The sequence below is a fragment of the Streptomyces paludis genome, assembly GCF_003344965.1.
GTDB classification, from domain to species: domain Bacteria; phylum Actinomycetota; class Actinomycetes; order Streptomycetales; family Streptomycetaceae; genus Streptomyces; species Streptomyces paludis.
The window spans coordinates 4,704,360-4,731,080 of sequence record NZ_CP031194.1 but is presented as its reverse complement, the minus strand read 5'-3'; the positions used below and the strand labels follow the sequence as shown (position 1 = coordinate 4,731,080).

25 protein-coding genes are annotated in these 26,721 nt (G+C 70.4%); 20 read left to right on the top strand and 5 right to left on the bottom strand.

The window, feature by feature from the left end; all coding sequences use genetic code 11:
• Positions 1-136 precede the first annotated feature (136 nt).
• The 3 genes from DVK44_RS21035 (at position 137) to DVK44_RS21025 (ending at position 3,328) form a co-directional block, all read left to right on the top strand.
• Positions 137-991, top strand: a complete 855-nt coding sequence (locus DVK44_RS21035; RefSeq protein WP_114661053.1) for a helix-turn-helix domain-containing protein — start codon at positions 137-139, stop codon at positions 989-991.
• Between the two features lie 13 nt (positions 992-1,004).
• Positions 1,005-1,226, top strand: coding sequence for a DUF397 domain-containing protein (locus tag DVK44_RS21030; protein ID WP_114661052.1), 222 nt, complete (start codon positions 1,005-1,007; stop codon positions 1,224-1,226).
• Between the two features lie 1,379 nt (positions 1,227-2,605).
• On the top strand, positions 2,606-3,328 hold the full coding sequence (locus DVK44_RS21025; protein ID WP_114661051.1) for a polysaccharide deacetylase family protein: 723 nt from the start codon (positions 2,606-2,608) through the stop codon (positions 3,326-3,328).
• Positions 3,329-3,376: 48 nt separating this feature from the next.
• On the opposite strand, the gene DVK44_RS21020 is transcribed toward DVK44_RS21025, so the two are convergent.
• Positions 3,377-3,796 carry a MarR family winged helix-turn-helix transcriptional regulator gene (locus tag DVK44_RS21020; protein WP_408055408.1) on the bottom strand — a complete coding sequence of 140 codons (420 nt, stop codon included), beginning with the start codon at positions 3,794-3,796 and terminating at the stop codon, positions 3,377-3,379.
• A gap of 225 nt (positions 3,797-4,021) precedes the next feature.
• On the opposite strand from DVK44_RS21020, the gene DVK44_RS21015 reads away from it, so the two are divergent.
• The 9 genes from DVK44_RS21015 (at position 4,022) to DVK44_RS20975 (ending at position 17,237) form a co-directional block, all read left to right on the top strand.
• Positions 4,022-5,500: an MFS transporter gene (locus DVK44_RS21015; protein ID WP_228447292.1), complete on the top strand. Its 1,479-nt coding sequence runs from the start codon at positions 4,022-4,024 to the stop codon at positions 5,498-5,500.
• 158 nt (positions 5,501-5,658) lie between these two features.
• The gene (locus tag DVK44_RS21010) at positions 5,659-7,491 is read left to right on the top strand and encodes an ABC-F family ATP-binding cassette domain-containing protein (protein WP_114661048.1); all 1,833 of its coding nucleotides are present in this window, start codon (positions 5,659-5,661) and stop codon (positions 7,489-7,491) included.
• Between the two features lie 252 nt (positions 7,492-7,743).
• On the top strand, positions 7,744-9,810 hold the full coding sequence (locus DVK44_RS21005; protein WP_114661047.1) for an outer membrane protein assembly factor BamB family protein: 2,067 nt from the start codon (positions 7,744-7,746) through the stop codon (positions 9,808-9,810).
• A 16-nt stretch (positions 9,811-9,826) separates the two neighbouring features.
• A complete protein-coding gene (locus DVK44_RS21000) occupies positions 9,827-11,734 on the top strand; it encodes an outer membrane protein assembly factor BamB family protein (protein WP_114661046.1) in 1,908 nt (635 codons plus the stop codon).
• Between the two features lie 252 nt (positions 11,735-11,986).
• Positions 11,987-12,673 (top strand): response regulator transcription factor, encoded by a 687-nt coding sequence (locus DVK44_RS20995; protein ID WP_114665323.1) that lies wholly within the window; start codon positions 11,987-11,989, stop codon positions 12,671-12,673.
• Positions 12,674-12,863: 190 nt separating this feature from the next.
• Positions 12,864-13,949, top strand: a complete 1,086-nt coding sequence (galT, locus tag DVK44_RS20990; RefSeq protein WP_114661045.1) for a galactose-1-phosphate uridylyltransferase — start codon at positions 12,864-12,866, stop codon at positions 13,947-13,949.
• Positions 13,946-14,929, top strand: coding sequence for a UDP-glucose 4-epimerase GalE (galE, locus tag DVK44_RS20985; RefSeq protein ID WP_114661044.1), 984 nt, complete (start codon positions 13,946-13,948; stop codon positions 14,927-14,929). The genes galT and galE overlap by 4 nt, the downstream gene beginning before the upstream one ends.
• A gap of 50 nt (positions 14,930-14,979) precedes the next feature.
• Positions 14,980-16,161, top strand: a complete 1,182-nt coding sequence (gene galK, locus DVK44_RS20980) for a galactokinase (RefSeq protein ID WP_114661043.1) — start codon at positions 14,980-14,982, stop codon at positions 16,159-16,161.
• A 305-nt stretch (positions 16,162-16,466) separates the two neighbouring features.
• Complete coding sequence (locus DVK44_RS20975; protein WP_114661042.1) at positions 16,467-17,237, top strand: LuxR C-terminal-related transcriptional regulator; 771 nt, start codon at positions 16,467-16,469, stop codon at positions 17,235-17,237.
• Between the two features lie 103 nt (positions 17,238-17,340).
• On the opposite strand, the gene DVK44_RS20970 is transcribed toward DVK44_RS20975, so the two are convergent.
• Positions 17,341-17,838 carry a MarR family winged helix-turn-helix transcriptional regulator gene (locus tag DVK44_RS20970; protein WP_114661041.1) on the bottom strand — a complete coding sequence of 166 codons (498 nt, stop codon included), beginning with the start codon at positions 17,836-17,838 and terminating at the stop codon, positions 17,341-17,343.
• Positions 17,839-17,954: 116 nt separating this feature from the next.
• On the opposite strand from DVK44_RS20970, the gene DVK44_RS20965 reads away from it, so the two are divergent.
• The 4 genes from DVK44_RS20965 to DVK44_RS20950 all read left to right on the top strand — a co-directional run bounded on the left by DVK44_RS20965 (position 17,955) and on the right by DVK44_RS20950 (position 21,478).
• Positions 17,955-18,800 carry a trans-aconitate 2-methyltransferase gene (locus DVK44_RS20965; protein ID WP_114661040.1) on the top strand — a complete coding sequence of 282 codons (846 nt, stop codon included), beginning with the start codon at positions 17,955-17,957 and terminating at the stop codon, positions 18,798-18,800.
• A gap of 108 nt (positions 18,801-18,908) precedes the next feature.
• Positions 18,909-19,256, top strand: coding sequence for an ArsR/SmtB family transcription factor (locus DVK44_RS20960; RefSeq protein WP_114661039.1), 348 nt, complete (start codon positions 18,909-18,911; stop codon positions 19,254-19,256).
• A 137-nt stretch (positions 19,257-19,393) separates the two neighbouring features.
• On the top strand, positions 19,394-20,401 hold the full coding sequence (locus DVK44_RS20955; protein WP_114661038.1) for a zinc-dependent alcohol dehydrogenase family protein: 1,008 nt from the start codon (positions 19,394-19,396) through the stop codon (positions 20,399-20,401).
• Positions 20,402-20,464: 63 nt separating this feature from the next.
• On the top strand, positions 20,465-21,478 hold the full coding sequence (locus DVK44_RS20950) for a zinc-dependent alcohol dehydrogenase family protein (protein WP_114661037.1): 1,014 nt from the start codon (positions 20,465-20,467) through the stop codon (positions 21,476-21,478).
• Positions 21,479-21,617: 139 nt separating this feature from the next.
• On the opposite strand, the gene DVK44_RS20945 is transcribed toward DVK44_RS20950, so the two are convergent.
• From DVK44_RS20945 to DVK44_RS20935, 3 genes are read right to left on the bottom strand one after another with little or no spacing between them, the layout of a single operon-like run.
• Entirely contained in the window at positions 21,618-22,067 is a 450-nt protein-coding gene (locus tag DVK44_RS20945) for a DUF6879 family protein (RefSeq protein ID WP_331461651.1), read from the bottom strand.
• Positions 22,068-22,104: 37 nt separating this feature from the next.
• A complete protein-coding gene (locus tag DVK44_RS20940) occupies positions 22,105-22,908 on the bottom strand; it encodes a helix-turn-helix domain-containing protein (protein WP_114661036.1) in 804 nt (267 codons plus the stop codon).
• 49 nt (positions 22,909-22,957) lie between these two features.
• Positions 22,958-23,707 carry a DUF6879 family protein gene (locus DVK44_RS20935; protein WP_114661035.1) on the bottom strand — a complete coding sequence of 250 codons (750 nt, stop codon included), beginning with the start codon at positions 23,705-23,707 and terminating at the stop codon, positions 22,958-22,960.
• Between the two features lie 175 nt (positions 23,708-23,882).
• Here DVK44_RS20935 and DVK44_RS20930 point away from each other — a divergent pair, with 175 nt between their 5' ends.
• From DVK44_RS20930 to tgmC, 4 genes are read left to right on the top strand one after another with little or no spacing between them, the layout of a single operon-like run.
• Positions 23,883-24,146 (top strand): hypothetical protein, encoded by a 264-nt coding sequence (locus DVK44_RS20930; protein WP_162793982.1) that lies wholly within the window; start codon positions 23,883-23,885, stop codon positions 24,144-24,146.
• Between the two features lie 59 nt (positions 24,147-24,205).
• The gene (locus DVK44_RS37670) at positions 24,206-24,337 is read left to right on the top strand and encodes a hypothetical protein (protein ID WP_269439626.1); all 132 of its coding nucleotides are present in this window, start codon (positions 24,206-24,208) and stop codon (positions 24,335-24,337) included.
• Between the two features lie 48 nt (positions 24,338-24,385).
• Positions 24,386-25,381 carry an ATP-grasp ribosomal peptide maturase gene (tgmB, locus tag DVK44_RS20920; protein WP_114661032.1) on the top strand — a complete coding sequence of 332 codons (996 nt, stop codon included), beginning with the start codon at positions 24,386-24,388 and terminating at the stop codon, positions 25,379-25,381.
• A complete protein-coding gene (tgmC, locus tag DVK44_RS20915) occupies positions 25,378-26,532 on the top strand; it encodes an ATP-grasp peptide maturase system methyltransferase (protein WP_114661031.1) in 1,155 nt (384 codons plus the stop codon). The genes tgmB and tgmC overlap by 4 nt, the downstream gene beginning before the upstream one ends.
• Positions 26,533-26,721: the final 189 nt, after the last annotated feature.

Genomic DNA, 26,721 nt, shown 5'->3' with positions numbered 1-26,721 from the left:
GGCAGATGGACATGGCGGGTTGAGGGCGCTTTGCGGGCGCGGCCACATTCGATGTGGCGTGCTTCACAACATAGAGGAGGCACTACCATCTACCAAGAAAAAAAGCCTGATACATCAGATCGAGCGAAGGGGTGCCATGGCTAAGAGGGCCTTCCCGCCATCGGTACGGCAGCGGCGGCTTGGCGCCGAACTGCGCAGGCTGCGGGAGCATGCCGAGCTGTCCGTGACAAAAGCGGCGGCGCTCCTCGGCTCCTCCCAACCGCAGGTCAGCAGCGTTGAATTGGGCCACTTCGCGGTGAGTGCCGACCGGGTCCGGGCCATGGCCCGCAGCTACACCTGCACCGATGAAGCCCTGATCGACGCGCTCGCGGAGATGACGGGAGGCCGGACGCGCGGCTGGTGGGACGAGTACCGCGACATACTGCCGGCCGACACGCTCGACCTGGCGGAACTGGAACACCACGCCACCGCGATGCGCACGGCGGCGGTGATCCATCTACCGGGCGTGCTCCAGACCCGCGCCCACGCGCACGCCGTGATCAGCGATGTCGTGCCGACGCTCTCACCGCCCGAAGTGGAGCACCGGGTCTCGTACCGCATCAAGCGGCAGGCGGTGCTCTACCGCGAGAACCCGACGCCGCTGACGGCGATCATCCATGAGGCGGCCCTGCGTATGGGCTTCGGCGGACCGGATGTGGCACGCGCGCAGCTGAAGACCCTTCTCGACCTGAGCGAGCACGAGCACATCACCATCCGGGTGGTCCCGTTCGGCGCGAGCACCTTCCCCAGCTCCGGGCAGGGCATCCACCACATGGCCGGTGCGATCCCCGCCCTGGACACCGTCCAGCTGGACACGGACCATGGTTCCGCGTTCCTCGACAATCAGCCCCAGTTGGTGAAGTACCGGACCGTTCTGGACCGCATGGAGGGCTGTAGCCTCAAGCCCGCAGCGTCCCGAACCTTGATCCGTCGGCTCGCACAAGACATCTGAGAAGGGAACTCTCGTGTCCGCCCTCAACTGGCAGAAGTCCTCCTTCAGTGGCGAGGCAGCCAACTGCATCAACGTCGCCGCCGATGACGACGGCAACATCAAGCTCGTGGAGAGCGACAGCCCGGACATCATCGTCACCACCACCCCCGAGAAGCTCAAAGCCTTCATCCTCGGCATCAAGGCAGGCGAGTTCGACCACTTCGCCGAGGAACCCCCCACCACTCCCGACGCCTGACCACAAGCCATGCCGGCCGGTCCAGAGCCCGACGCCAGTCACCGTGGGGCTGTTGTCTGCGGGTCAGTACCAAGGGGTAGACCGGGGTGTACGGGAGCGAGGTGCTTGACGCTGGGCCGCCCCTCCTTTTGCCAGTGTCGCGCCTCCAGGGGAGGAGTAAAGGGCGCTCCTAACGTCGCGTCGGCTTCGCCGACTCCGCTGCGCTCCGCCCTTGACACCTCCCCTTCCGGCGCGTGTACGGGAGAGGGGGGCGGCCGGGGGGAGGGGGCCCGGAGGGTGGCGCCGTACTGCCACTCGGCTCAGGGTCCGGCGGGCCGGTGGACCCTGCGGGGCGCGCGGCAGAGGAATGGGGTGACTCGGCCCCGGCTCAGCGGCTGACGGTCCGCTGTTTGCTGAGACTCAAGCCCCGCTGGTCACCGAGGGTGGGTTGTGGGGTTACTGAGACGCGGGTGGCGGCAAGTGGGCCTCTGAAGGCCGTCCATGCGTCCAGGAGGGCCGCTAACGCACCTGAGGACACATGTGCCGCCAGAGGAGACCCCTAGCACCTCGCCAAACCGCCCCATATGGGACATGCGGGTGGGGGCGGGTGGCCCGAGAGGCCGACCGGGCGGCAGGCCCCGTCCGGCGGCACGGAAAGGCGGCCGCCGGGACGCAGGTGGCACCAGGTGGGCCCCCGAGGGTCACCCGTGCGCCCTGGAGTGCCGCTAACGCACCTGAGGACACATGTGCCGCCCGAGAAGACCCCCAACCGCCCACCAAACCGCCCCATATGGGTCAGATTGGCAAGGGGGCGGCCCGCAGACCCGAACCGGGCAGCAGAACCCCGTCCGCCTTCCGGGCACCACAACGCAACGGTGACCAGCGGGGCTTGAGTCTCAGCACACAGCGGACGGTCGGCCGCTGAGCCGGTGTGGGGCCGCCCCATTCCTCTGTCGCGCAGCCCCGCAGGGCCCACCCGCCCGCCAGACCCTGAGCCGAGTGGCAGCACGGCACCACCCCCCGGGCCCCCTCCCCCCGGCCGCCCCCCCTCATCCGCACTTGCGACTCCGGGGGAGGTGTCAAGGGTGAAGCGCAGCGCAATCGGCGCAGCCGACGCGACGAAGGAGCGCCCTTTACTCCTCCACCGGAGGCGCGACACTGAAAGGAGGAGGGGCGGCCCAGCGCCAAGCACCTCGCCCCCGTACACCCCGGTTACCTCTTGGTACTGACCCGCGCCCGACAACACCCCAGTAACCAGCGGAGATCGTGCGTGCCGATCCCGCCCGGCGGGTGGAGGCTTCGGGACATTCGGTCGGAAGTGGGGCTTGTGGGGGCAACCGTTGTGGATAAGTAGTCGTCCAAGCAGGTGAGTTCACATCCACTCTCATGTGAGGTCTCTCATGGACAGACGAGCCGCCACCCTGATGGCCACCGCCACCCTGCTGGCCGTCACCGCTTCCGTCACCACTACCGCGCACGCCGCCACGGCCCCGGCCGCGGCTGTGGACTGTCGTAAGGTCAAGTGCGTCGCGCTGACCTTCGACGACGGTCCCGCCTCGTACACCAACCGGCTGTTGGGGCTGCTGAAGGACTACGACGCCAAGGCCACCTTCTACGTCGTCGGCCAGAACGTCGCGAGCAAGCCCGACCTTGTGCGGAAGGAAGCCGCCGCCGGGCATCAGATAGGCAACCACAGCTGGAACCATCCCGATCTGACCAAGCTGACCACCGCTCAGATCAAGTCGCAGCTCTCGCGTACGGACAAGGCGGTCAAGGACGCCACCGGCAAGTCGCCGACGACCCTGCGTCCGCCCTACGGCGCGCAGAACGCCAAGGTCCGCTCCGCCGCCGGGCGGCCGTTGGTCAACTGGAGTGTGGACACGCTGGACTGGAAGCACCGGGACGCGGCCAAGGTCGCCGCCGCCGTCAAGAAGTACACCAAGCCCGGTGACATCGTGCTCATGCACGACATACACAAGACCACCGTGGACGCGATGCCCAAGATCCTCGCGGACCTCAAGTCGCGGGGGTACCGGTTCGTGACGGTCGATCAGCTCTTCGCGCCCACCAAGCTCAAGGCCGGCACGGTCTACTACAACAACCGGGGTGCTTACCGCCCCTGAGGCGCCTCCTGACGGGCTGGGCGTCCCCGCCGCCCCGCCGCCCCCTCCTCAGTGGCCCGGCCACGGGCGGCCGTCGGCTCGTTCGATGTCGCGGTTCAGGCGGCCCAGGTAGCCCGCGAAGTCGGCCACCTCCTCCGGCGTCCAGTCGTTCATCACCTTCGCCAGCCCCTGGATGTTCTCGGCCCGTTCGGCCGCCAGGCGGCGGGCGCCGTCCGGGGTGATGGCGAACTTGCGCGCGATGCCGCCGTCCGGGTCCGGGATGCGTTCGACGATCCCCGCCCGCAGCATCGCCGCCGTCTGCCGGTTGAGCGTGGAGGTGTCCAGGCCGAACGCCTCGCTGAGCTGGCCGATCGACATCGGCCCCTCCGCCTCGATCCGGCTGAGCAGGAGATACGCGCTGCGGTCCAGCCGGCCATCGGCACCCAGCGGGCGCGGGCTGAGCAGGTGCATATAACGCCCGAGCAGCATGGTCTCGAACGCGATCCGGTCGATGGGCTTCTTCACGTACGGCTTCCTCCGGCTCCTGCTGGCCCTCCCCTGGGGGCGGGACGACCACCTCACATTAGATGTAACACGCGACGTGTACGCTGCATGCGATGTGCATGCTGCACATTGTTTGCATGGTGCAATCCGCCATGGCCGCCATGGCCGCCATGGCCGCCGCCGCCCGGAAGAAAGCAACAGGGAGTACCCGTGGAAAGTCCCAGTACCGAGGCCCGCTCCGGCCGTGTGGTCGGAATCCTCGCGCTCGCGGGGATCGTGGCCGCGCTCATGCAGACCCTGGTGGTGCCGCTCATCGGCGAACTGCCGACGCTGCTCAGCACCTCCGCCTCGAACGCCACGTGGGTGATCACCGCCACCCTGCTGGCGGCGGCGGTCACCACCCCCGTCGCCGGGCGCCTCGGTGACATGTACGGCAAGAAGCGCATGCTGATGGTCTCCATCGGCCCGCTCGTCCTGGGCTCCGTGATCTGCGCCCTGTCCTCCTCGGTGGTCCCGATGATCGCCGGACGCGGTCTCCAGGGCATGGGCATGGGCGTGGTGCCGCTCGGCATCAGCCTGCTGCGCGATGTCGTGCCGACCGAGAAGCTGGGCGGCGCCATCGCCCTGATCAGCGCGTCCATGGGAGTGGGCGGCGCGCTCGGCCTGCCGGTCTCCGCCGCGATCGCCGAGAACGCCAGCTGGCGTGTGCTGTTCTGGGTCGCCGCCTCGCTGAGCCTGCTGGTCGGCGTCCTCGTCGCGCTCTTCGTGCCCGCCGGCAAGGAGAACACCGCCAAGGGCAGCTTCGACGGCCTCGGCGCCGTCGGACTGGGCATCGCGCTGGTCTGCCTGCTGCTCGGTGTGTCCAAGGGCGCCGACTGGGGCTGGGGCAGCGGCTCCACGCTCGGGCTGCTCGGCGGCGCCGTGGTCATCCTGCTGGCCTGGGGCCGCTGGGAGCTGCGTACGAAGGAACCGCTGGTCGACCTGCGCGTCACCGCCCGCCCCCAGGTGCTGATGACGAACGTCGCCTCCATCCTCGTCGGGTTCGCGATGTACGCCCAGTCCCTCGTCATTCCGCAGCTGCTCCAGTTGCCCGAGGCCACCGGTTACGGTCTCGGTCAGTCGATGCTCGCCATGGGGCTGTGGGTGGCGCCGGGCGGTCTGATGATGATGGTGATGTCGCCGGTCGGCGCCAAGCTCTCCGCCGCCTCCGGCCCCCGGATCACCCTCGCCCTCGGCAGCCTCATCATCGCCATCGGCTACGGCGCCTCCCAGGCGCTGCTGGGCTCCACGCTGGGGCTGCTCGTCGTGACGATCATTTGCAGCACCGGCGTCGGCTTCGCGTACGGTGCGATGCCGGCCCTGATCATGGGCGGCGTACCGCAGTCGGAGACCGCCTCGGCCAACAGCTTCAACACGCTGATGCGCTCCATCGGCAGCTCCTTCGCCGCCGCCGTGATCGGTGTGGTCCTCGCCCAGATGACCACCGACTTCGGCGGTCACGCCCTGGCCTCCGAGAACGGCTTCCGTGTCGCCATGATGATCGGCTGCGGTGTCGCCCTCGTGGCCGCCGTCGTCGCCTTCTTCATCCCGACCAAGGGCGCGAGCGCCCAGCCGGAGGCCGGTACGGGTACGGGGAGCGCGCCGAACGCCGCCCCCGCCGCCCCCAAGGTGTCCGGGGCCACCGCCTGACCCGCCCCGCCCGACCCGACCCGGCCGCCCCGCCTCACCGCTGGGCGGCCGGTCCGTTTCCCCGCGCCAACCGCTGCGAACCGCTGTCCTACCGGGCGACTACGCTGGGACGTCGATCGCGTGTCCCCCGGGGCATGTCCCCCCGTAGCAGGAGTGAAATGGCCGTCAATCTCGTCAATGTCGAGGCAGTCACCAAGGTGTACGGCACCCGTGCGCTGCTCGACGGTGTCTCTCTCGGTGTGTCCGAGGGGGACCGGATCGGCGTCGTGGGGCGCAACGGTGACGGCAAGACCACCCTCATCCGCATGCTGGCGAAGCTGGAGGAGGCCGACACCGGCCGCGTCACCCACAACGGTGGCCTGCGGCTCGGTGTGCTGACCCAGCACGACTCGCTCGACCCCGCCGCGACCGTACGGCACGAGGTCATCGGTGACCTCGCCGACCACGAATGGGCGGGCAACGCCAAGATCCGCGATGTGCTCACCGGACTCTTCGGCGGGCTCGACATGCCGGGCTTCCCGCAGGGCCTCGACACCGTCATCGCGCCGCTCTCCGGTGGTGAGCGGCGCCGTATCGCGCTCGCGAAGCTGCTGATCGGCGAGCCCGATCTGATCGTGCTCGACGAGCCCACCAACCACCTCGACGTCGAGGGCATCGCCTGGCTCGCCGAGCATCTGCGCGCCCGCCGCTCCGCGCTCGTCTGCGTCACGCACGACCGGTGGTTCCTGGACCAGGTCTGCACACGCATGTGGGATGTGCAGGGCGGCACGGTGCACGAGTACGAGGGCGGCTACAGCGACTACGTCTTCGCCCGCGCCGAGCGCCAGCGCATCGCCGCCACCGAGGAGGTCAAGCGGAAGAACCTGGTCCGCAAGGAGCTGGCCTGGCTGCGGCGCGGCGCCCCCGCCCGTACGTCGAAGCCGCGCTTCCGGATCGAGGCGGCCAACGAGCTGATCGCGGACGTACCCCCGCCGCGCGACAGTTCGGAGCTGATGCGGTTCGCCAACGCCCGGCTCGGCAAGACCGTCTTCGACATGGAGGACGTGACGGTCCAGGCCGGCCCCAAGGTGCTGCTCACCCATCTCACCTGGCAGCTCGGCCCCGGCGACCGGATCGGGCTCGTCGGGGTGAACGGCGCGGGCAAGACCTCGCTGCTGCGCGCCCTCGCCGAGGCCGCCCGCAGCCGGGGCGATGTCCAGCCCGAGACCGGGAAGATCGTCGTCGGCAGGACGGTGAAGCTCGCGTATCTCTCCCAGGAGGTCACCGAGCTGAAGCCGACCCTGCGGGTGCTCGAAGCCGTCCAGCAGGTACGGGACCGGGTCGACCTCGGCAAGGGCCGCGAGATGACCGCGGGCCAGCTCTGCGAGCAGTTCGGCTTCACGAAGGAGAAGCAGTGGACCCCCGTCGGTGATCTCTCCGGCGGTGAGCGGCGTCGGCTCCAGCTGCTGCGGCTGCTGATGGACGAGCCGAACGTCCTCTTCCTCGACGAGCCCACCAACGACCTCGACATCGAGACGCTCAACCAGCTGGAGGACCTCCTCGACGGCTGGCCCGGGTCGATGGTCGTCATCTCCCACGACCGCTTCTTCATCGAGCGCACCACCGACAAGGTGATGGCGCTGCTCGGTGACCGGTCGCTGCGGATGCTGCCGCGCGGTATCGACGAGTATCTGGAGCGGCGCCGCGCGCTGGCCGGCTCCGGCGCCCCCGCCGCCGTACAGGCATCCGCCTCCGCCGTCACCGCGCCGGCCGGCGGGTCCTCCTCCGCCGCCGCGTCCGCCAAGGACGGACGGGCCGCGAAGAAGGAACTCCAGCGGATCGAGCGCCAGGTCAGCAAGATGGACGACCGCGAGAAGAAGCTCCATCAGCAGATCGCCGACAACGCCACGAATTTCGGGAAAGTGGCCGAGCTGGACAGTGAGCTGCGTGAACTGAAGTCCGAGCGCGAGGAGTTGGAAATGCGCTGGCTCGAACTCGCGGAGGATGCGTAAAGACGGCGTGCAGAGCGCATAACAAGCGCGTCACGGGCCGGTCCTCCCTTGGGTACAGGGGTGGACCGGCCCGGCCCGTTCAAGGGTTCGGGTGATACAAAGAAGCCCCGCTCGACTGATGTGACGATGCGGAATCCACGCCCGAATCGCTCTATTCCGGGGAGGCAGGCCGCATTCACGGCAATGCCCCGACGGGATCGCGGGGGAGTACGAACGGGTGGCGGACCCGCGCCAAACAGGGGGAAAGCGCTGATGACCCAGCCACCCAGCCAGCAACCGCCGCAGGGAGGCTTCGGCGCTCCGCAGGACCCGCAGCAGGGGGCCCCGCAGCAGCCGGCCGTACCACCGCAGACTCCGCCGCAGCCGCCGCAGGCCCCGGCCCAGCCGCCCGCTCAGCCGCCGCAGGCTCCCGCGCAGCCTCCCCAGGCCGCGCCGCAGCCGCCCGCTCAGCCCCCGGCCCAGCCGCCAGCCCAGCCGCCGCAGGCGCCGCCGACCGGGCAGCCCGGTTACGCGTACCCGCCGGCGCCGCCCGCCGGTGAGCCCGGCTACGGCTATCCGCCGCAGGCCCCGGGCCCGTACGGCCAGCAGCCCGGACCGTACGGTCAGCAGCCCGGCCCCTACGCCGGGCAGCCGGGCCAGCCGGGCCAGCCGGGCGCGTACCCCGGCCAGGCCGGACCGTACGCCGCTCAGCCGGGCCAGCAGCCCGGCGCCTACCCCGGCCAGGCGGGCCCGTACGCCGCCCAGCCGGGACCCTACGGCCCCGGGCCGCAGCAGGGCGGCTACCCGCCCCAGCAGTTCCCCGGCGCGCCCGTCGGGTTCGCCGGCGGCAGCGGTTACGGCGGCAACGGCGGTTACGCCGGCATGGGCGCCGATGGCTCCGGCCAGAAGCCCAAGAACAAGGTGGCCGTCATCGTCGCCGCGGCCGTCGCCGGGCTGGTGCTCGTCGGCGCCGGCGTCTGGGCGCTCACGGCCAACGGCGGTGACGACGACGGCAAGCCCGCCGTCAGCAAGAGCAGCGACACCCCCGACGCCTCCGCCTCCCCCTCACCGAGCGTCGACGAGGGCGACGGCAGCGGTACGGGCCGCGAGGCCAACGACGACCTCAACGCCGGGCGCAAGGACGGCGAGGCCAAGGTCGACTGGATGCTGATCAACGACGTGCAGCTGCCGCGCAACGGCGCCGAGGTGTTCGGCCCGTGGTTCGCCGGCGACACGGTCGTCAAGGCCATGTACAAGGAAGTCGTGGGCTACTCCATAGCCGACGGCAAGAAGAAGTGGACCCTGCCGCTCGCCGCCCCGATCTGCGCCGCGCCCACCGCGCCCACCGCCGACGGCAAGATGGTCGTCGCCATCAAGGACGGCAACACCGACAAGAGCAAATGCACCCAGCTCCAGATGGTCGACCTGAACACCGGCAAGGGTGGCTGGAAGAAGACCGTCGAGAAGGGCGGTCTCTTCGACTTCATCGGGGACCCCTCGCTGACGATCACCGGTAACACCGTCACCGTCGGCCGCACCAGCTACGCCAACGCCTACCGCGTGAGCGACGGCAAGGACCTCTTCGCCACCCCCACCACCGACTGCAAGCCGTACGCGTTCGCGTCCGGCGGCGGCGAGCGGATGATCGCCGCCGCCACCTGCCGCACCGGCGACACCAAGGCCCTTCAGGAGCTGAACCCGGCCACCGGCGCGGTCAAGTGGTCGTTCACCCTGGTCAAGGGCTACGAGGTCGACAAGGTCTACTCGGTGAACCCGCTGGTCGTCTCGATGAAGGACCGGGACAAGAAGACCTGGAGCATCGTCTCCTTCAACGCCAACGGCACCCAGCGCGCCGTGATGAAGGGCAGCGACGACAAGTTCTCCGTGAGCTGCGGCGGCGGGATCATCTTCAACGACAACATCGAGGGCTGCTCCGGGATCGCCGCCGACGCCACCCACTTCTACATGTCGACGAGCGTGGACTACGGCAAGGCCAACGAGGTCGTCGCGTACAGCCTGGCCACGGGCGCGATCACCTCCCGTACGGAGGCGCCGTCCGGCCGGACGATGACGCTGATGGGCACCGAGGGCGGCAAGCCGCTGGTCTACATCCAGCCGACGTACGACAAGGGCGGCGCGGTCGCGACCATCACGCCCGGTGGCAGCGGCAGCCCGAAGATCCTGCTCCAGCACCCGGACACGGTGGCGGGGATCGAGAACTCCTTCAGCTTCAGCAAGTACACGTACGTCGATGGCCGCTTCTATCTGCTCGCCGACCGGGTCAGCGGATCCAGGGCCGAGCTGCTGAAGAAGAAGACCATGATCGTTTACGGTAAGTGACCGAGGTAGCCACGCCATGACACAGCCTCCGCAGCCCCCGAACCAGCCCCCCACGCCACCGAGTCAGCCGCCGAACCAGCCCCCGGCGCCGGCCGGCCGGCCCGCTGAGCCCAGCCAGCCGACCACGCCGCCCGCACCCCCCACCCCGCCCCAGCAGCCGCCCGGCCCCGCGCCCGCCGGTTTCGGCGCGCCGCAGGAGCCCCCGGCGGGCGGGTTCGGCGCCCCGCAGGACCCGCCGCCCGCCGGGTACGGCTACCCGGGCCAGCAGCCGCCCGTACCGCCGCCGGGTTACGGCTACCCGGCGCAGCAGCCCCCGTACCAGCAGGGCCACCCGCCATACCAGCAGCAGGGGTATCAGCAGCCTCATCAGTACCCGCAGTATCAGCAGCAGTACCCGCAACACCCGCAGGGGTTCCAGCAGTTCCAGCAGCCCGCGACCGCCGTGTCCGGCGGCAAGCCCGGCAAGTCCAACACCCGGCTCCAGATCGTCATCGCCGCGGCCGTCGCCGTCGTGCTGATCATCGGCGCCGGTGTCTGGTTCGCGAACTCCGGCGGCTCCAAGAAGGACGAGGCCAAGAACAGCTCGTCCGGCGCCACCGGTGACACGAAGGACGGCGACAAGGACGGCGACAAGGGCGGTACGGGCGGCGGCGGCTCGGAGCAGGCGCCGTCCAACACCAAGGCCAAGGTCGCCTTCACCGTGCCGCTGCCCAAGGTCACGGACAGCACGTCCGTCTACGGCTCGTGGCTCAGCGACTCCACGTACGTCAAGACGGGCATCGACCAGATCGTCGGCTACGACCTGACCAAGGGCACCCAGCTCTGGGCGATCCCGCTGCCCGGCGAGATCTGCGCCACCACCAAGCATGTCTCCAAGGACTACCGGACCGCGATCGCCTTCGCGGCCGAGAAGCCGTCGGAGGCGAACAAGTACCCGCGCTGCACCAAGATCGCCGTGATCGACCTCAAGTCCGGTGAGATGGTCTGGAACAAGTCGCTCAAGGACACCAACGACGGGGAGCGCGACTACTCCTTCGGCGAGATCACCCTCAGCGGCGAGACGGTCGCCGTCGGCGGCTTCGACGGCGGCGCCGCCTTCAACATCAAGACCGGCGCCGTCCGCTGGAAGCCCGAGGTCAGCACCGACGGCTGCTACGACACCGGCTACGGCGGGGGCGAGGCGCTGGTCGCGGTCCGCAAGTGCGGCTCGACCAACGACCCGCAGATGACCATCCAGTCGCTCAACCCGCTCACGGGCGCGCCGCTCTCCGCGTACACGATGCCGTCCGGTGTCGACTACCCGCACATCGTCTCCACCAAGCCGCTGGTGGTCGCCGCCGACGTCGGTGACACCGCCGAGGGCGGCAACGGCTTCTCGGACCTCTTCTCGATCGACGAGAAGACCGGAAAGCTGCTGGCCAAGATCTCCGCGGTGGGCAAGTTCGAGGCGCGCTGCGGTTCGACGGATGTCGAGAAGTGCTCGCTGATGGTGGTGGGCGACGGCAAGATCTACGTGCCGACCGCGGAGCACGAGGGCAGCTCGGACTACGGGCGTACGAACGAGATCATCGGCTTCGACCTCACCACCGGAAAGGGCGTCACGGGCCGCGCCGACGCGGGCGAGCGCCGGCAGATGTACCCGGTCCGGATGGACGGCTCGAACGTGATCGTGTACAAGACGCCCACCTATGACAAGGGCGGCGAGATCATCTCCGTCGACGGCTCGACGTTCAAGCAGACGCTGTTGCTGGAGAACTCGGGCGAGCGGTCGGCCACCGAGCAGGAGAACGACTTCAGCACGCCCAGCTCCATGGAGTTGCTCTACCGGGACGGCCGGATGTTCATCTCCAGCCCGTTCATCAGCAAGCCCAATGAGTACAGCAAGAAGCGCTACCTGGCGATGTCGTTCACGACGAAGCAGTAAGCGAGAAGGCAGGCATTGCGGCGTTACGGACGCGGCGGGGCCGCGGTCCTGTGGGTGACACCACGGACCGCGGCCCCGTTTCTGTAAAGCGCTCTGTACCTGCGACAGGCCGTAAGTAGTCCTGAATGGGCGGGAATTCGGCAATCCGAGCGGCTTCTGGCAAGTAAGGGGCGCGCGAGGTCGAACAAGCGTGTAGCTTGCCGGGTCAAGAGGCCGGGGGGCCAAGGGACCAGCGGGGATGGGGGTTTGTTCGTGGGCGTGCGGCTCATGGTGGTCGACGATCACAGATTGCTGGCCGAGGCGCTCGCTTCGGCACTGAAACTGCGCGGGCACCGGGTGCTCGCGGCGGCGGCGCCCACGGCCGGCGTCGCCGATCTGGTGGTGAGCAGGGCGCCCGAGGTGTGCCTGCTCGGCACGGCGGTGCCCGCGGAGCCGGGGGTCTTCGACCCGATCGTACGGATCAAGCGCGACCGCCCGCAGGTGGCCGTGGTGGTGCTCGGCCCGGTGCCGAATCCGCGCGGGATCGCCGCGGCCTTCGCGGCCGGCGCCTCCGGTTACGTACGGCACGACGAGCGCATCGAGGGCGTCGAGCGCGCCATGATCAAGGCGCGCGCGGGCGAGGCGGCGGTGGCGCCGCAGCTCCTCCAGGGCGCCTTCACCGAGCTGCTCAACCCGGCGGCCCAGCCGGACGACGAGGGGCAGCGGCTGCTGCGGATCCTGACACCGCGCGAGATCGAGGTGCTGGTACGGGTCGCGGAGGGCGAGGACACGCGGCTGATCGCGGCGGGCATGGGGATCGCGCCCAGCACGGCCAGGACGCATGTGCAGCGGGTGCTGATGAAGCTCGGCGTGGGGTCGCGGCTGGAGGCGGCGGCGCTGGCGGCCCGTACGGGACTGCTGGACCGGGCGGCGGAGCCGTCGGAGGGCGGCACCGAGTAAGGAAGACGCGGACGCGGACGTACGACAGCCCCGGATAGCGGTCACGGCGCCGCTGCCCGGGGCTCTGCGCTGCGCGTTCCACGATCTCGTCAACCCGGCCGCCCGTTGACGCGCCTGTTGATTTATGATTTGTTGTGTTGAGTTCTGTTGGTTGTGATCGGTTGGGCGTTGTGGTGCCGGAGGCAAACGCATGAAGAAGACGGTGACGAAGCTCGCGGACGGTCGCGCGCTCGTCTATTACGACTCCCGGGACGACGTCGTACGCGACGCTCCCGACCACCGCCCCCTCGACCCGATCTCCACCACCTCCGAGATCCGCCACGACGCGCTGCTCGGCGACGCGGTCGCCATCGCCTCGCACCGCCAGGGCCGTACGTACCACCCGCCCGCCGACGAGTGCCCGCTCTGCCCCTCCCGGGACGGCCGGCTGAGCGAGATCCCCGACGAGGACTACGACGTCGCCGTCTTCGAGAACCGCTTCCCCTCCCTGGCCGGCGACGCGGGCCGCTGCGAGGTCATCTGCTTCTCCTCCGACCACGACGCGTCCTTCGCGGACCTCACCGAGGAGCAGGCCGGTCTCGTGCTGGCGGCATGGACCGACCGCACCGCCGAACTCGCTGAACTGCCCGAGGTCGAGCAGGTCTTCCCGTTCGAGAACCGCGGCGCCGAGATCGGTGTGACGCTCGGCCACCCGCACGGCCAGATCTACGCGTACCCCTTCGTCACCCCGCGCTCCGCGCTGATGCTCCGCAACGCCGCCGCGCACCGCGCCGAGACCGGCCGCAACCTCTTCGACGACATCCTGGCGCGCGAGACCGCCCCGGACGGACACGGGGATGTGGACGGGGACGGCGGGGGGGACAGCGGCGGCCGGGTGGTGCTGGCGGGCGAGCACTGGGTGGCGTTCGTGCCGTACGCCGCGCACTGGCCGTACGAGGTGCATCTGTACCCCCGGCGCCGGGTCGCCGATCTGCGCGGGCTCGACGAGGCGGCGCGCACAGAGTTCCCACAGATCTATCTGGAACTCTTGAAGCGCTTCGACCGGATCTTCGGCGAAGGTGAGCCGCTGACGCCGTACATCGCCGCCTGGCACCAGGCGCCGTTCCGGGCCGCCGGGCGCGAGGAGTTCGCCCTCCACCTGGAGCTTTTCACCATCCGACGGACCTCCGGCAAGCTGAAGTTCCTCGCGGGCTCCGAATCCGGCATGAGCGTGTTCATCAATGACGTGCCGCCGGAGGCCGCGGCCGAGCGACTGCGAGAGGTAGCGAGCAAATGAGTGGTAAGTACCTGGTCACGGGTGGCGCGGGATACGTCGGCAGCGTCGTGGCGGCCCATCTGCTGGAGGCCGGGCACGAGGTGACCGTCCTCGACGACCTCTCCACCGGCTTCCGCGCGGCCGTCCCGGCCGGGGCCGGTTTCATCGAGGGGCGCGTCCAGGACGCCGCCGAATGGCTGGATCCCTCGTACGACGCCGTGCTGCACTTCGCCGCGTCCTCGCAGGTCGGCGAGTCCGTCGCCAAGCCCGAGAAGTACTGGGACAACAACGTCGCCGGCTCCATGGCGCTGCTCGCCGCGATGCGCGCCGCCGACGTCCGTACGATCGTCTTCTCGTCCACCGCCGCGACCTACGGCGAGCCGGTCTCCACCCCCATCACCGAGTCCGACCCGACGGCGCCCACCAGCCCGTACGGCGCGACGAAGCTCGCCGTCGACCACATGATCGCCGGCGAGTGCGCGGCCCACGGCCTCGCGGCCGTCTCGCTGCGCTACTTCAACGTCGCGGGCGCGTACGAGTCCGCCTCCGGCGTCACGTACGGCGAGCGGCACAGCCCCGAGTCGCACCTCATCCCGCTCGTCCTCCAGGTCGCCCTCGGCACCCGCGAGTCGATCTCCGTGTACGGCGAGGACTACCCGACGCCGGACGGCACCTGCGTACGCGACTACATCCATGTCGCGGACCTGGCCCAGGCCCATCTGCGCGCGCTGGCCGCGGCGACCGCCGGTGAGCACCTGATCTGCAACCTCGGCAACGGCAGCGGCTTCTCGGTCCGCGAGGTCATCGAGACCGTACGGAAGGTCACCGGCCACCCGGTGCCGGAGGCCGTGGCCGCGCGCCGCGGCGGCGACCCGGCCGTCCTGGTCGCCTCCGCCGCCACGGCGCACGAGCGCCTCGGCTGGCGGCCCGCCCGCGCCGAGCTGGCGGACATCGTCGCGGACGCGTGGGCGTTCGCACGCAGCGAGGAGAAGCAGGCGTGAGCGAGACCGTTCCCCCTTCCACATCCACTTCCTCGGAAAGCACTCCGGATGTGGACACCGCCCGCGTCGCGGCGGAGTTCCAGGAGCTGTACGGCGCCGCGCCGGACGGCGTCTGGGCCGCGCCCGGCCGGGTCAACCTGATCGGCGAGCACACCGACTACAACGACGGCTTCGCGCTGCCGCTGGCCCTGCCGCACCGCGCGGTGGCCGCCGTCTCGCGCCGTACGGACGGTGTCGTACGCGTCCACTCCGCCGACATCCCGCAGGGCGTCTACCAGCTCGGCGTCGACGACCTCGTCCCGCACTCCGAGAACCCCGCCGCCGACAACGGCGGCTGGGCCGCGTACCCGGTCGGGGTCGTCTGGGCGCTGCGCGCGGCCGGCCACCCGGTGACGGGCGCCGATATCCATCTGCGGTCGACCGTCCCCACGGGCGCCGGACTCTCCTCCTCCGCCGCGCTGGAGGTCGTCACCGCGGTCGCCCTCAACGACCTGTACCAGCTGGGGCTTTCACCGACCGAACTGGCCGTCGTCGCGCAGCGCGCCGAGAACGACTTCGCCGGTGTGCCGTGCGGGGTCATGGACCAGACGGCGTCCGCCTGCTGCGTCGAGGGGCACGCGCTGCACCTGGACGCGCGCGACATGGCGCAGCGCCAGGTGCCGTTCGACCTGGCCGCCCACGGCCTCCAGCTCCTCGTGGTCGACACCCGCGTCAAGCACGAACTCGGCGACGGCGCCTACGCCGAGCGCCGCACCGGCTGCGAGACCGCCGCGGCGGCGCTCGGGGTGCCCGCGCTGCGGGACGTACGGTACGAGGAGCTGCCGGCCGCGCTGGAGCGGCTGGCGGCGGCCGGGCAGAGCGAGACGATACGGAACTACACGCGCCATGTCGTCACCGAGGACCACCGCGTCGAGCAGGTCATCGCGCTTCTCGACGCGGACGACGTCCGGGCCGTCGGCCCGCTGCTGAACGAGGGACACGCCTCGCTCCGCGACGACTTCGAGGTCTCCTGCGCCGAACTGGACCTGGTGGTCGAGACGGCGACGGCGGCCGGCGCGCTGGGCGCCCGGATGACGGGCGGCGGCTTCGGCGGCTCGGCGATCGTCCTGGTCGAGGTGGACGCGGCGGACGCGGTGGCGAAGTCGGTCACGGAGGCGTTCGCGGCGGCGGGGTACACGGCGCCGAGGGTGTTCCCGGCGATCGCGTCGCGGGGGGCGCACCGGGTGGCGTGATCGCGGGAATGCCTCCCGAGAGCCGCAACTCCCGCCTCACCAAACGTCATTCATCACTCCCATAACACACCTCCGAGGGCACGGCCCGGGATTTCCGCGATTCTCCTTCCGCTCCCGGTCCGCGCCCGTACGCTGATGCACAGCACCGGTGGGGGCCGGTGCTGATCAGGGGTGGAGACAAGCGGGTACGACGCCCGGGGTGGGGTAGCAGTCAACACGCGGCGGCGGCCGTGCGACTTGAGCTGTCACTCGCACTACCGGGCGCCGTGCCTGTGCCGTCCGCTCCCACCTTGAGGGGGTGTCCATTGGTACGTATCAGGGTTCTCGTGGTGGACGACCACCGCATCTTCGCCGAATCGCTCGCCGCGGCACTCGCGGCCGAGCCCGATGTCGACGTGGCCGCCGCGGGCAGTGGGCCCGCCGCGCTGCGCTGTCTCGAACGGGCGGCCTCGGAGGGGCGCAGATTCGATGTGATGCTGGTCGACGCCGATCTCGGCGCGGTGATACCGGTTCAGGTCCCGGTCGCCCGCGCCGTACCCGACAGCGGCTCCGGCGAGACGCCGGTGCCGGTCGACGGCATCTCGCTGGTGGCCGGGGTCCGTTCCGGCCAGCCATCGGTCCGTACGGTCGTGCTGGCCGAGAAGGACGACCCGCGCCGGGCGGCGCTGGCGCTTCAGGCGGGCGCGTCCGGCTGGGTCGCGAAGGACTGCTCGCTGCAACGGCTGCTCGCCGTGATGCGGGGCGTTCTGCGGGACGAGACGCATCTGCCGCCGGCGCTGCTCACCGGCGTCCTGCGCGAGCTGACGGCGGCGCGCAAGCACCGTACGGAGAGCGAGCGGCTCGTCGAGTCGCTGACGCCGCGCGAGCGCGAGGTGCTGCGCTGCATGGTGGCGGGCCTGGGCCGCAAGGCCGTGGCGGAACGCCTCTTCCTGTCGCCGCACACGGTCCGTACGCATATGCAGAACGTGCTGGGGAAGCTCGGCGTGCACTCCACCCTGGCGGCCGTCGCGCTGGCCCGCAGGGCCGGGGTGGGCCCGGTGGATCTGGGGGCGCGGGCGATCACGTCGACGGGCTGAGCGGTCGAGCGCCTGACGGCCGAGCGCCTGATGACGGCCGAGCGCCTGAGTGGCTCAGGGCCCTGGTGCCGGTATCCACGGATACCGGCACCAGGGCCTCCGCTCAACTGGGCACGTTGTCGAACGGCGCGGTCAACTGGCGCAGCAGCCCGGCCAGTTCGCCCCGCTGGGCGGTGCTCAGCTCCGCGAGGATGGCGCGCTCCTGGGCGAGCAGCCCGGCGAGCGCCTGATCCGCGCGGTCCTGCCCCTCGGCGGTGAGCCGGACGAGCACCCCGCGCCGGTCGCTGGGGTCGGGCAGCCGCTCGACGAGGCTCTTCTTGGTGAGCCGGTCGATACGGTTCGTCATCGTGCCGGACGTGACGAGGGTCTGCGTCAGCAACTGCCCAGGGGAGAGCTGATACGGCGCCCCCGCGCGCCGCAGCGAGGTGAGCACGTCGAACTCCCAGGGCTCCAGGCCGTGCTCCGCGAACGCGATCCGGCGCGCCCGGTCGAGATGGCGGGCGAGCCTGCTGACGCGGCTGAGCACCTCAAGCGGTTCCACGTCGAGGTCGGGGCGCTCTCGGCGCCATGCAGCGACCAACCGGTCGACCTCATCCTCCATGGCGATCAGTGTAGAGGGTCCCTCGATATGAAGTCTCTTGACGTCAAGATATATGGGGGTGCAGGGTGGGGAGAGGAAGGCGCCCGAGCCAAGGGAGCCAAGGGAACGGAGAACGCATGCCTGTTCTGACCACCCCCACCTGGGACCCGACGCAGTACCTCAAGCACGCGGACCACCGGAGCCGCCCGTTCCGGGACCTGCTGGCACGAGTGGAGGACCCGGCGACGGGAGGCCCGCCGCGCATCGCCGACCTGGGCTGCGGCCCCGGCAACGTCACCGCGCTGCTGGCCGAGCGCTGGCCCGCGGCCCGTATCACCGGCTTCGACAACTCGCCCGAGATGCTGGCGCGCGCGACGCGGGAGTACGCGGGCCCGACCCCCGGCGGCGGCACGCTGACCTTCCGTACGGCAGACGCCAAGGACTGGCCGCCGGCCGCCTCCGACGGCGAACCGTACGGCCTGATCGTCTCGAACGCGGCCCTCCAGTGGATCCCGGACCATGCCGCGTTCTTCCCGCGCTGGATCGAGGCCCTGGCGCCCGGCGGCACCTTCGCGTTCCAGGTCCCCGGCAACTTCACGGCCCCCAGTCACACCCTCCTCGCCGAACTCTGCGCCTCCCCGCCCTGGCGCGGCCGCCTCGGCCCCGGCCAGGGCCTCCGCTTCCCCGGCGGTGTCCTCACCCCGGCGGACTACTTCACCCGCCTGACGGACCTGGGCTGCGCGACGGACGTCTGGGAGACCACGTACCTCCAGCTCCTCCCGGGCGAGGACGCGGTACTGGACTGGGTCAAGGGCACCGCCCTGCGGCCGGTCCTGACGGCGCTCAAGGGCGACGAGGACGCCGTACGGGCCTTCACGGCCCAGTACCGCGCCCTCCTGCGCACCGCCTACCCCGCGGGCCCCCACGGCACCGCCTACCCCTTCCGCCGTATCTTCGCGGTGGCCCGCAAGCCGGCCGCGTAACGACCGCGTGCGGCCACGAACGCGCGAGGCTCGGCCGCCCGGGCCCTTCATTCGATGGCGGTCGTAGTATGGGACGGCGACATCGAACGCCTGCCCTGAGGAGTCACCGTGGCCCGTCCCCGCACCGCCCCCCGGACGGTGGAGCATCCCGACCTGGCGCGGGTCTCCCTGCAACAGGTCCTGGAGGCGCTGGTGGACCCGGTGCGCCGGTCGGTGGTGGTCCAGCTGGCCGGTGCGGGTACGGATCTGAGCTGCGGGACCTTCGTCGCGCCGGTGTCGCTGTCGACGCTGACGCACCACTTCAATGTGCTGCGTGAGGCGGGTGTGATCCGCCAGTACTACGTGGGGACCACGAAGATGAACGCGCTGCGCGCCGACGAGATGGACGAGCGGTTCCCGGGGCTGCTGCCGGCGGTGCTGGCGGCTCTGACCACGGAGACGGCGGACGGGGCCTGAGTCCGCCGAGGCGGCTCGTGACGTACATAGTTCGATGGGCGTCGTAATTTGACCGTGGTCAAAGTTTAAGGCAGGGTGGAGAGCGCGCCGGGATGGTCCGGTGTCTCCCGCTTTCTCCCTTCCGAGGCTGATGCACCATGGCAAAGCTCGTACAGTTCGACCGGACCGGCGGCCCCGAGGTCCTCGCGATCCGCGATGTCGCCACCCGCGCTCCCGGCGCGGGAGAGGTACGTATCCGGGTCGACGCGATCGGCCTGAACCGGGCCGAGATCATGTACCGGGAAGGCGGCTACTTCTACCAGCCGGTCTTCCCCTCCACGCTGGGCTACGAGGCCGCGGGCGTCGTAGAGGCGGCCGGTGAAGGCGTCCACGACTTCTCCGCGGGCGACCCGGTGGCCGTGGTGCCGGCGTTCTCGCAGAGCGCGTACGGCACCTACGGAGACAGCGTCGTCCTGCCGGCCTCGGCCGTCGTTCCCCGCCCCGGCAATGTGGACGCCGTCACCGCGGCGGCCGTCTGGATGGCCTACATCACCGCCTACGGCCCCCTCGCCGAGAGTGGCCAGGTGCGTCCGGGCGACCATGTCCTGATCACCGCCGCCTCCAGCAGCGTCGGCCTGGCCGCCATCCAGGTCGCCCGCCACGTCGGCGCGATCCCGATCGCCACCACCCGCGGCGCCGGCAAGAAGCAGCGCCTCCTGGACGCCGGCGCGGCCGACGTCATCGTCACCGACGACGAGGATCTGGCCGCCCGCGTCGCGGAGATCACCGGCGGTACGGGCGTACGCCTGGCCTTCGACCCGATCGCCGGCCCCGGCGTCGAGACCCTCGCCAAGGGCATCGGCCCCGGCGGACACCTGGTCGTCTACGGCGCTCTCGACCAGCGCACCACCCCGCTGCCCAACGCGCGGTCCTTCCCCGCGCTGAACACCAGCACCTACACCCTCTTCGAGATCACCTCCGACCCCGAACGGCTGCGCCGCGCGGTCGCGTTCATCAACGCGGGACTCGCCTCGGGCTCCTTCGCCCCCGTCGTCGACAAGACCTTCGACCTGAGCGACATCGCCGAGGCCCACCGCTACATGGAGGCCAACGGCCAGGTCGGCAAGATCGTCGTCACCGTCACCCACGACGACACCACCTCCTGAAACCCCCCGCCGCGCAGCGGGACACCGCGCGCACCACCACCGGAGAAAGGAGCACGTGTCCTCATGCGTGCCTGGCAGCTGGAAGACTTGGGCCTGGACAACCTCCGCCTCGCGGAGCGCCCCACCCCCAAGCCCGGTCCCGGCGAGATCCTCGTGAAGGTCTCCGCGGTCTCGCTGAACTTCCGCGACAAGGCGATCGTCGACGGCGTCTACAGCCCGGAGAAGGTACCGAAGAACCTCATCCCGGTCAGCGACACCGCCGGCGTGGTCGCCCAGCTCGGCCCCGGGGTGACCCAGTGGCAGGTCGGCGACCGCGTCATGTCGCACCTCTACGCGCACTGGCTCGACGGCGCCCCCGCCCGGGACGAACCCGACTGGCAGCTCGGCGGCCCGACCGACGGCGGCCTCGCCGAGTACCTGATCCTGGAAGCGGAATCGGCGGTACCGACCCCGGCCAACCTCACCGACGAGCAGGCGTCCACCCTGCCGATCGCCGCCCTGACCGCCTGGTTCTCCCTGGTCGAGTACGGCGGCCTGCGGCCCGGCCAGTCCGTCCTGGTCCAGGGCACCGGCGGCGTCTCCCTGTTCGCCATCCAGATCGCCACCGCGCTGGGTGCCCGCGTCATCGCCACCTCCAGCGACGACGGCAAACTCCAGAGGGCAGCCGCCCTCGGCGCCACCGGCCTCATCAACTACCGCACCACCCCCGACTGGGCCGAGAAGGTACGCGAACTCACCGACGGACAGGGCGTGGACCAGGTCATCGAGGTAGTCGGCGGCGACAACCTCAACCAGTCCATCCACGCCACCCGGCCCGCCGGCCACATCTCCCTGGTCGGCTTCCTGGGCGGCATGACCGCCCCCCTGGACGTCCTGTCCCTGCTCTACAGCCAGGCCGCCGTCCGAGGCATCGCCGTCGGCCACCGCCGCGCCTTCCTCGACCTGAACGCCTGGATCGAAAAGCACGGCCTGGCCCCGGTCATCGACACCGTCTACCCCTTCGACGACGCGATCAAGGCATACGAACACCTGGCCCGCGGCGCCTTCGGCAAGATCGTCATCCGCACCACCGACTGACGACCACCGGACACCCGCCAATCCGGGGAGCGCCCGCCCTCCCGCACCCGAAGAGCCGCTACTCGGCCTCCGCCGAGAGGCGCGTGGCGAACTGGGCGTAGGGGACGGCGTGATGGCAGGCGGCGTCACGGAGTTGGACTTAGCGCAGTACCGTGGCCGGGTCGCTGATCAGCTCGACGTCAACGAGGTTGTCGTCGCCATCGAAGTTGAGCAGGGCGACCTGGCGCGAGTCAAAGATCCAGAAGTCCTCGGCAGGCAGGCACAGCCGGTCGGCGTCCGCGCGCCACAGGTTCCGCATGTCCTCGCCGGTGGCCGCGTTGCGGCGTGCGTTGTCGAGCAGGTAGAGCTGCCCGGTCGTGGGCGGGGCGTCGACGATGCGGACCCTGCCCACGCGCTTGCCCTGCGAAGTCTGATGGCGCATGTTTCTGCACCAGGCACTGTTGGAATCCCACTGGACGGTGCCCGTCTCGATGAACTCGCGGTACGTCTCGTCCTCCCGGTCGGAGGCGTAGCCGCGCCGGGTTTCGAGCCGCCACGCGGAGTGCTCGAAGGTCTCGAAGAGCCGCGCGAATTTGTTCAGGTCGATCATTTCGGACACGTAGTCGATCTCCTACTCACTGACGATGTCATCGCGCGTCGAGCATCCGGCCCGCGCGCGTGATGATGCGATGCGCGTCGGCTCCGTACACCGCTGATCCGTTCAGCATGTCCCACACCCGGAGGTACGTGGCGATGCCGGCGCGGTCCTCCACCCACAGCTCCGCGTGCCAGTCCTCGACGATGACGAGCCGCTCGTCGAAGATCCAGAAAGCGTTGGCGGGCGGGATCCTCAGCGGGGCGCTGAAGGGGATGATCCCCAGCTCCACGGTGTCCATGCCGATCACACCCGCCAGCCTGTCCAACTGCGCGGCCAGCACGGAGGGCGGGCAGACCAGGGCGTGGAGCGCCGCCTCCCACAGGATGATCCGGTACTTGTTTCCAGCCTCGTACAGACCGGCCTGCCGCTTCATACGGGCCCGGACCGCGTCCTCCGTATCGCGCGGCGACTGATGCAGGTCGGTGTAGCGGCTGAAGATGTGCCGTGCGTAGTCGGCAGTCTGGAGCGACCCCACGATCATTGACCCTTCCCAGGCGCGGAAGGTCCTTGTCCGGTCGAACTCGGTGTTGAGCGTCTCCTGTACGGCCTTGTGCCCCGTGGCGAGTTGGCGGCGCCATGAGCGCATGTGGGATTCGAGCCCGGCAAGCCGTGAGGTCAGCTCCCCGGCCACGTCGGGCCGCTCCACGGCAACTGCCCATCGCCGAAGGTCTTCCGCCGTGGCGGTCTGGCGGCCGTTCTCCAGCTTGCTGACCTTCGACTGCGTCCAGCCGAGCAACTCCGCGAGCTGGGCACCGGTGAGCGACCCCGCCTTGCGCAGCTCCCGCAGCCTCATGCCAAGAGCCACACGCGCTTGCTGGTAATCGCTCACCGGTTCACGGTACCTACTCCGGAGCCGGGAGACCTGCCTCGGTCTCCTGGTACGGGACGGCGTAGTGCCAGGCGGCGTCGCGTGCCTGGGCGTAGCGCAGGACGGCGGCGGGCTCGGTGATCAGCTCGACATCGACGAGTTGGTCGTCATCGTCGAAGCGAAGCAGAGCGACCAGCCGCGCGTCGAAGAGCCAGAAGTCCTCCTCGGGCAGGCGCAGCCTTTCGGCCTCCGAGCGCGACAGCGTGTGGATGACTTCGCCGACCGCGCTGTTGCGGCGCGCGTTGTCCAGAAGGTATCGCTGTCCTGCCGTCGGCGGGCTGTCCAGGATCCGTACCCGCTCGAAGCGCTTGCCGAGGTCGACTTGCTTGCGCCGCTCGGCGCACCACTCGGCATCGACGCCTTCCCACTGGACGGGCTCGCCGCGTGTGAACTGCGCGTAGGTATCCGTGATTTCGTCCGACCCGTAGCGACGGCGGGTCTCCAGTCGCCAGGCGGTGTGCTTGAAGATGGTGAAGAGCCGGCCGAATTCTTCGAGGTCGATGATGTGGGGCACTCGGTCTTTCGGCCCGAAGTCCACGAGGACTTCCCTCGGCACAACGACGGCCACCTCCCCTTCGGAGAGGTGCTGGAGCTGAGCGAGGTCGTCCGGCTCGATCAGTGGCTTCCCGTGAACGATGGCCTCCCCCGTGTCCAAGTCCTCGTGCACGGCGGGGCACCCATCGAGGCTTGACCCCGTCCCGTTGAAACGCAGCCGTCGAGCCATGGTCCGTGTCCTTTCGATTGCACACTGTGACCACACCAGCATGAGTGGGTGGTTGGTCCAGTGTCACCGAATCCGCTGCCGCGCATGAGAATGTTGAGGAATATTCGAAACCAAGCTGCGAATAATCGAGAATATTCGCAGCGATCCTGGCGGCTCTGCCCCTAACGTCCCGTTCATGACCGCTACGCGTGACATCGCGTCAGGAAGCCTCAGCGCCACGGATAACGAAATCCCCGTGCCGCCCATCGCCACCTGGATGCTCGACGCCGAACGCGGCGAGGTGGGGGAGGTCGTCGGTTACGTCGTGGCCCGTGTCCGGCTCAGGCATCCGCGGAGCGGGGGCGAGTGGGAGGCCGACGCCAGGTGCCTCTGGCCGGCCACCTCCGCGGAGGAGCTGCGGGCGCGGGTGGCGGCGCGTAATCATCGGACGCGGCTGTGAACGGGGGCCGGGGGCGTGGCCGGACGTGGATCCGGGCGCGGGCCCACGCCCAGGCCCCCGTGGGGGATGAGACAGCCACGCCCATCGAGCTCGGCAAGCACGGTACGTCCGTCAATACCTACCCGGCCACCCAGGTCGGCAAGGACGGAAAGATGGACGCGGACTCCGGCCACGACGCGACGCAGGACTGAGACATCGGCGCTGAGATACGGCACTGAGACACACGGAGGACCGAAACCATGGACGGACGCCCGGTGCTGGTCTCGACCCAGTACGAGGACCCGACCGCCGATCTCGTCATCGCGGAGCTGAACCGTCGCCGGGTGCCCGTCCTGCGCTTCGACCCTGGACGCGACTTTCCCGCCCCCGCCTTACTCGCCGCCCGCTTCGGTACGGGAGGTACGGGAGAGGCGGGAGAGGCGGGCGGGCCGGGCGGGACCCTCACCCTGGGGAACCGTACGGCGGAACTCGGCGGCGTACGGGCCCTGTACCACCGGCGCCCGAACACCTACGCGCCCGACCACCACGACCACCCCGCCTCCCAGAACGCACGCTTCGTCGCCCAGGAGAACCGGCGCGGACTCGGGGGCGTCCTCGGCGCCCTGCCGGACTGCCTCTACCTCAGCCACCCACAGGCCGTCGCCCGCGCCGAGTACAAGCCCGCCCAACTCGCCCTCGCCACACGCCTCGGCTTCCGCGTCCCCGCCACCCTGATCACCAACGACGCGACCGAAGCCGCTCGGTTCTGCGCCCAACAGCCCACGGTCTACAAGCCGTTGCACGCCGGTGCTTACGAGGTGGACGGCGAACCCGCCGGCATCTGGGCGGCCGAGGTCGCGCCGGCCGAGATCGACGACGCTGTCGGCCGCTGCGCCCATCTCTTTCAGGCGCGGGTGCCGAAGAGCGCCGACGTACGCGCCGTGGTGGTCGGCGAACGGGCCTTCTGCGTACGGATCACCGCCCCGCCCGGAGTCCTGGACTGGCGGGCCGAGTACCGCCGGCTGACCTACGAACAGGTCGACTGCCCCGCCGGCCTGGACCGGGACCTGCGGCGGTTCCTGGCCGAATTCGGGCTCGGCTTCGGGGCGTTCGACTTCGCCGTGACGGCCGACGGCACCTGGTGGTTCCTGGAGTGCAACCCGAACGGCCAGTGGGCCTGGCTGGAGGCCGCCGCCGGGCCGCCGATCACCGAGGCCGTCGCGGACCTACTGGAGAGTGGAGTGGCAAAATCATGAACGGTACGACCAGCTCGAACGACTTCACGGCCTCCACCCGCCAGCGCGCCGAACTCGCCCGGCGTCTCCGCCTCAACGGCGCGCTCCGCAGCCCCCGGTGGGAGGCCGCCGTACGCGCCGTGCCGCGCGAGGCGTTCCTCGGGCGCGGGTGGTTCGAGTACGACGGGGACGACCCCGGCGGCTGGTACCGGTCCGTGGCCGGCGGACTGGACCGGGTGTACGAGGACGACACCCTGGTCACGCAGATCGCCGGCGCCCTCTTCGCCGACCAGGTGGAAGGGCGCGTCGCGGGCGCTCCGTCGTCGTCCTCCACCCTGCCGGGGCTCGTGGTGCGGATGCTCGAAGAGCTGGAGCCGGCGGAGAACGGCGCCCGCGTGCTGGAGATCGGCACCGGAACCGGCTACTCGACGGCGCTGCTCTGCCATGCCGTGGGGGAGGAGCGGGTGACCTCCGTGGAGGTCGACGCCGAGGTGTCCGCCCGCGCGGGTACGGCCCTCGCCGGGCTCGGCCACCGGCCGGACCTCGTCGTCGGCGACGGACTCGCGGGTGTGGCCGACGCCGGCCCCTTCGACAGACTGATCGCCACCTGCGGAGTACGTACCGTCCCGTCCGCGTGGATCGAGCAGGTCCGCCCCGGCGGCGTCATCGTGGTGTCCGTCGGCGGCTGGCTGCACGCGTCCGAACTCGTCCGGCTCACCGTCGCCGAGGACGGCACCGCGAGCGGGCCCCTGCTGGCCGGGCACATCTCGTTCATGCTCGCGCGTCCGCACCTCCCGCCCCCGCTCGGCCTGCTCCCCGACCTCGACGCGGCGGCCCCCGCCCCCACCCCGCTCGGCGCCGACGCGCTGGACGACCCCACCGCCCGCTTCGTCGCCCAGGCCGCCGTACCGCGGGCGCAACGCCTCACCCTCAAACGTAACGGCCGTACGGAACACATCCTCCTCGACGTCGCCACCGCGTCATGGGCCGCCGTGTACGAGGAGGACGGCCACCCGGGCCGCTGGCTGGCCCGGCAGGGCGGCGGCGGCCCGGCCCCCCTCTGGGACACGGTCACAGAGCACCTCACCCGCTGGCACGCCGACGGCCGCCCACCCGCCACCCGGATGCGGCTGCACGTCGGGCGGGACGGGCAGCGCCTCACCTGGCCGTAGCACGGGCGTAGCAGCCACAGCCAGGGTCGGCCCATGCCGTCAGACGCGGCAACCGCACCCGGATCGGCAACCGCATGCGTCCGCCTCCCCGGCGCCGACCGGCGGGGGCACGGGCCACTGAGGCGCGTCTTCGACCCGCTTGGTCGCGGGGGTACTGGTTTCTCCCATGGGTGTCATACTCCGGGCCGC

Bases quoted from the DNA above. Each gene is read 5' to 3' on its own strand.
- DVK44_RS21035 (WP_114661053.1), top strand. From the start codon at position 137: ATGGCTAAGAGGGCCTTCCCGCCATCGGTACGGCAGCGGCGGCTTGGC.
- DVK44_RS21025 (WP_114661051.1), top strand. From the start codon at position 2,606: ATGGACAGACGAGCCGCCACCCTGATGGCCACCGCCACCCTGCTGGCC.
- DVK44_RS21020 (WP_408055408.1), bottom strand. From the start codon at position 3,796: ATGCTGCTCGGGCGTTATATGCACCTGCTCAGCCCGCGCCCGCTGGGT.
- DVK44_RS21010 (WP_114661048.1), top strand. From the start codon at position 5,659: ATGGCCGTCAATCTCGTCAATGTCGAGGCAGTCACCAAGGTGTACGGC.
- DVK44_RS21005 (WP_114661047.1), top strand. From the start codon at position 7,744: ATGACCCAGCCACCCAGCCAGCAACCGCCGCAGGGAGGCTTCGGCGCT.
- DVK44_RS21000 (WP_114661046.1), top strand. From the start codon at position 9,827: ATGACACAGCCTCCGCAGCCCCCGAACCAGCCCCCCACGCCACCGAGT.
- galT (WP_114661045.1), top strand. From the start codon at position 12,864: ATGAAGAAGACGGTGACGAAGCTCGCGGACGGTCGCGCGCTCGTCTAT.
- galE (WP_114661044.1), top strand. From the start codon at position 13,946: ATGAGTGGTAAGTACCTGGTCACGGGTGGCGCGGGATACGTCGGCAGC.
- DVK44_RS20970 (WP_114661041.1), bottom strand. From the start codon at position 17,838: ATGGAGGATGAGGTCGACCGGTTGGTCGCTGCATGGCGCCGAGAGCGC.
- DVK44_RS20965 (WP_114661040.1), top strand. From the start codon at position 17,955: ATGCCTGTTCTGACCACCCCCACCTGGGACCCGACGCAGTACCTCAAG.
- DVK44_RS20955 (WP_114661038.1), top strand. From the start codon at position 19,394: ATGGCAAAGCTCGTACAGTTCGACCGGACCGGCGGCCCCGAGGTCCTC.
- DVK44_RS20950 (WP_114661037.1), top strand. From the start codon at position 20,465: ATGCGTGCCTGGCAGCTGGAAGACTTGGGCCTGGACAACCTCCGCCTC.
- DVK44_RS20945 (WP_331461651.1), bottom strand. From the start codon at position 22,067: ATGATCGACCTGAACAAATTCGCGCGGCTCTTCGAGACCTTCGAGCAC.
- DVK44_RS20940 (WP_114661036.1), bottom strand. From the start codon at position 22,908: ATGAGGCTGCGGGAGCTGCGCAAGGCGGGGTCGCTCACCGGTGCCCAG.
- DVK44_RS20935 (WP_114661035.1), bottom strand. From the start codon at position 23,707: ATGGCTCGACGGCTGCGTTTCAACGGGACGGGGTCAAGCCTCGATGGG.
- DVK44_RS20930 (WP_162793982.1), top strand. From the start codon at position 23,883: ATGACCGCTACGCGTGACATCGCGTCAGGAAGCCTCAGCGCCACGGAT.
- tgmB (WP_114661032.1), top strand. From the start codon at position 24,386: ATGGACGGACGCCCGGTGCTGGTCTCGACCCAGTACGAGGACCCGACC.
- tgmC (WP_114661031.1), top strand. From the start codon at position 25,378: ATGAACGGTACGACCAGCTCGAACGACTTCACGGCCTCCACCCGCCAG.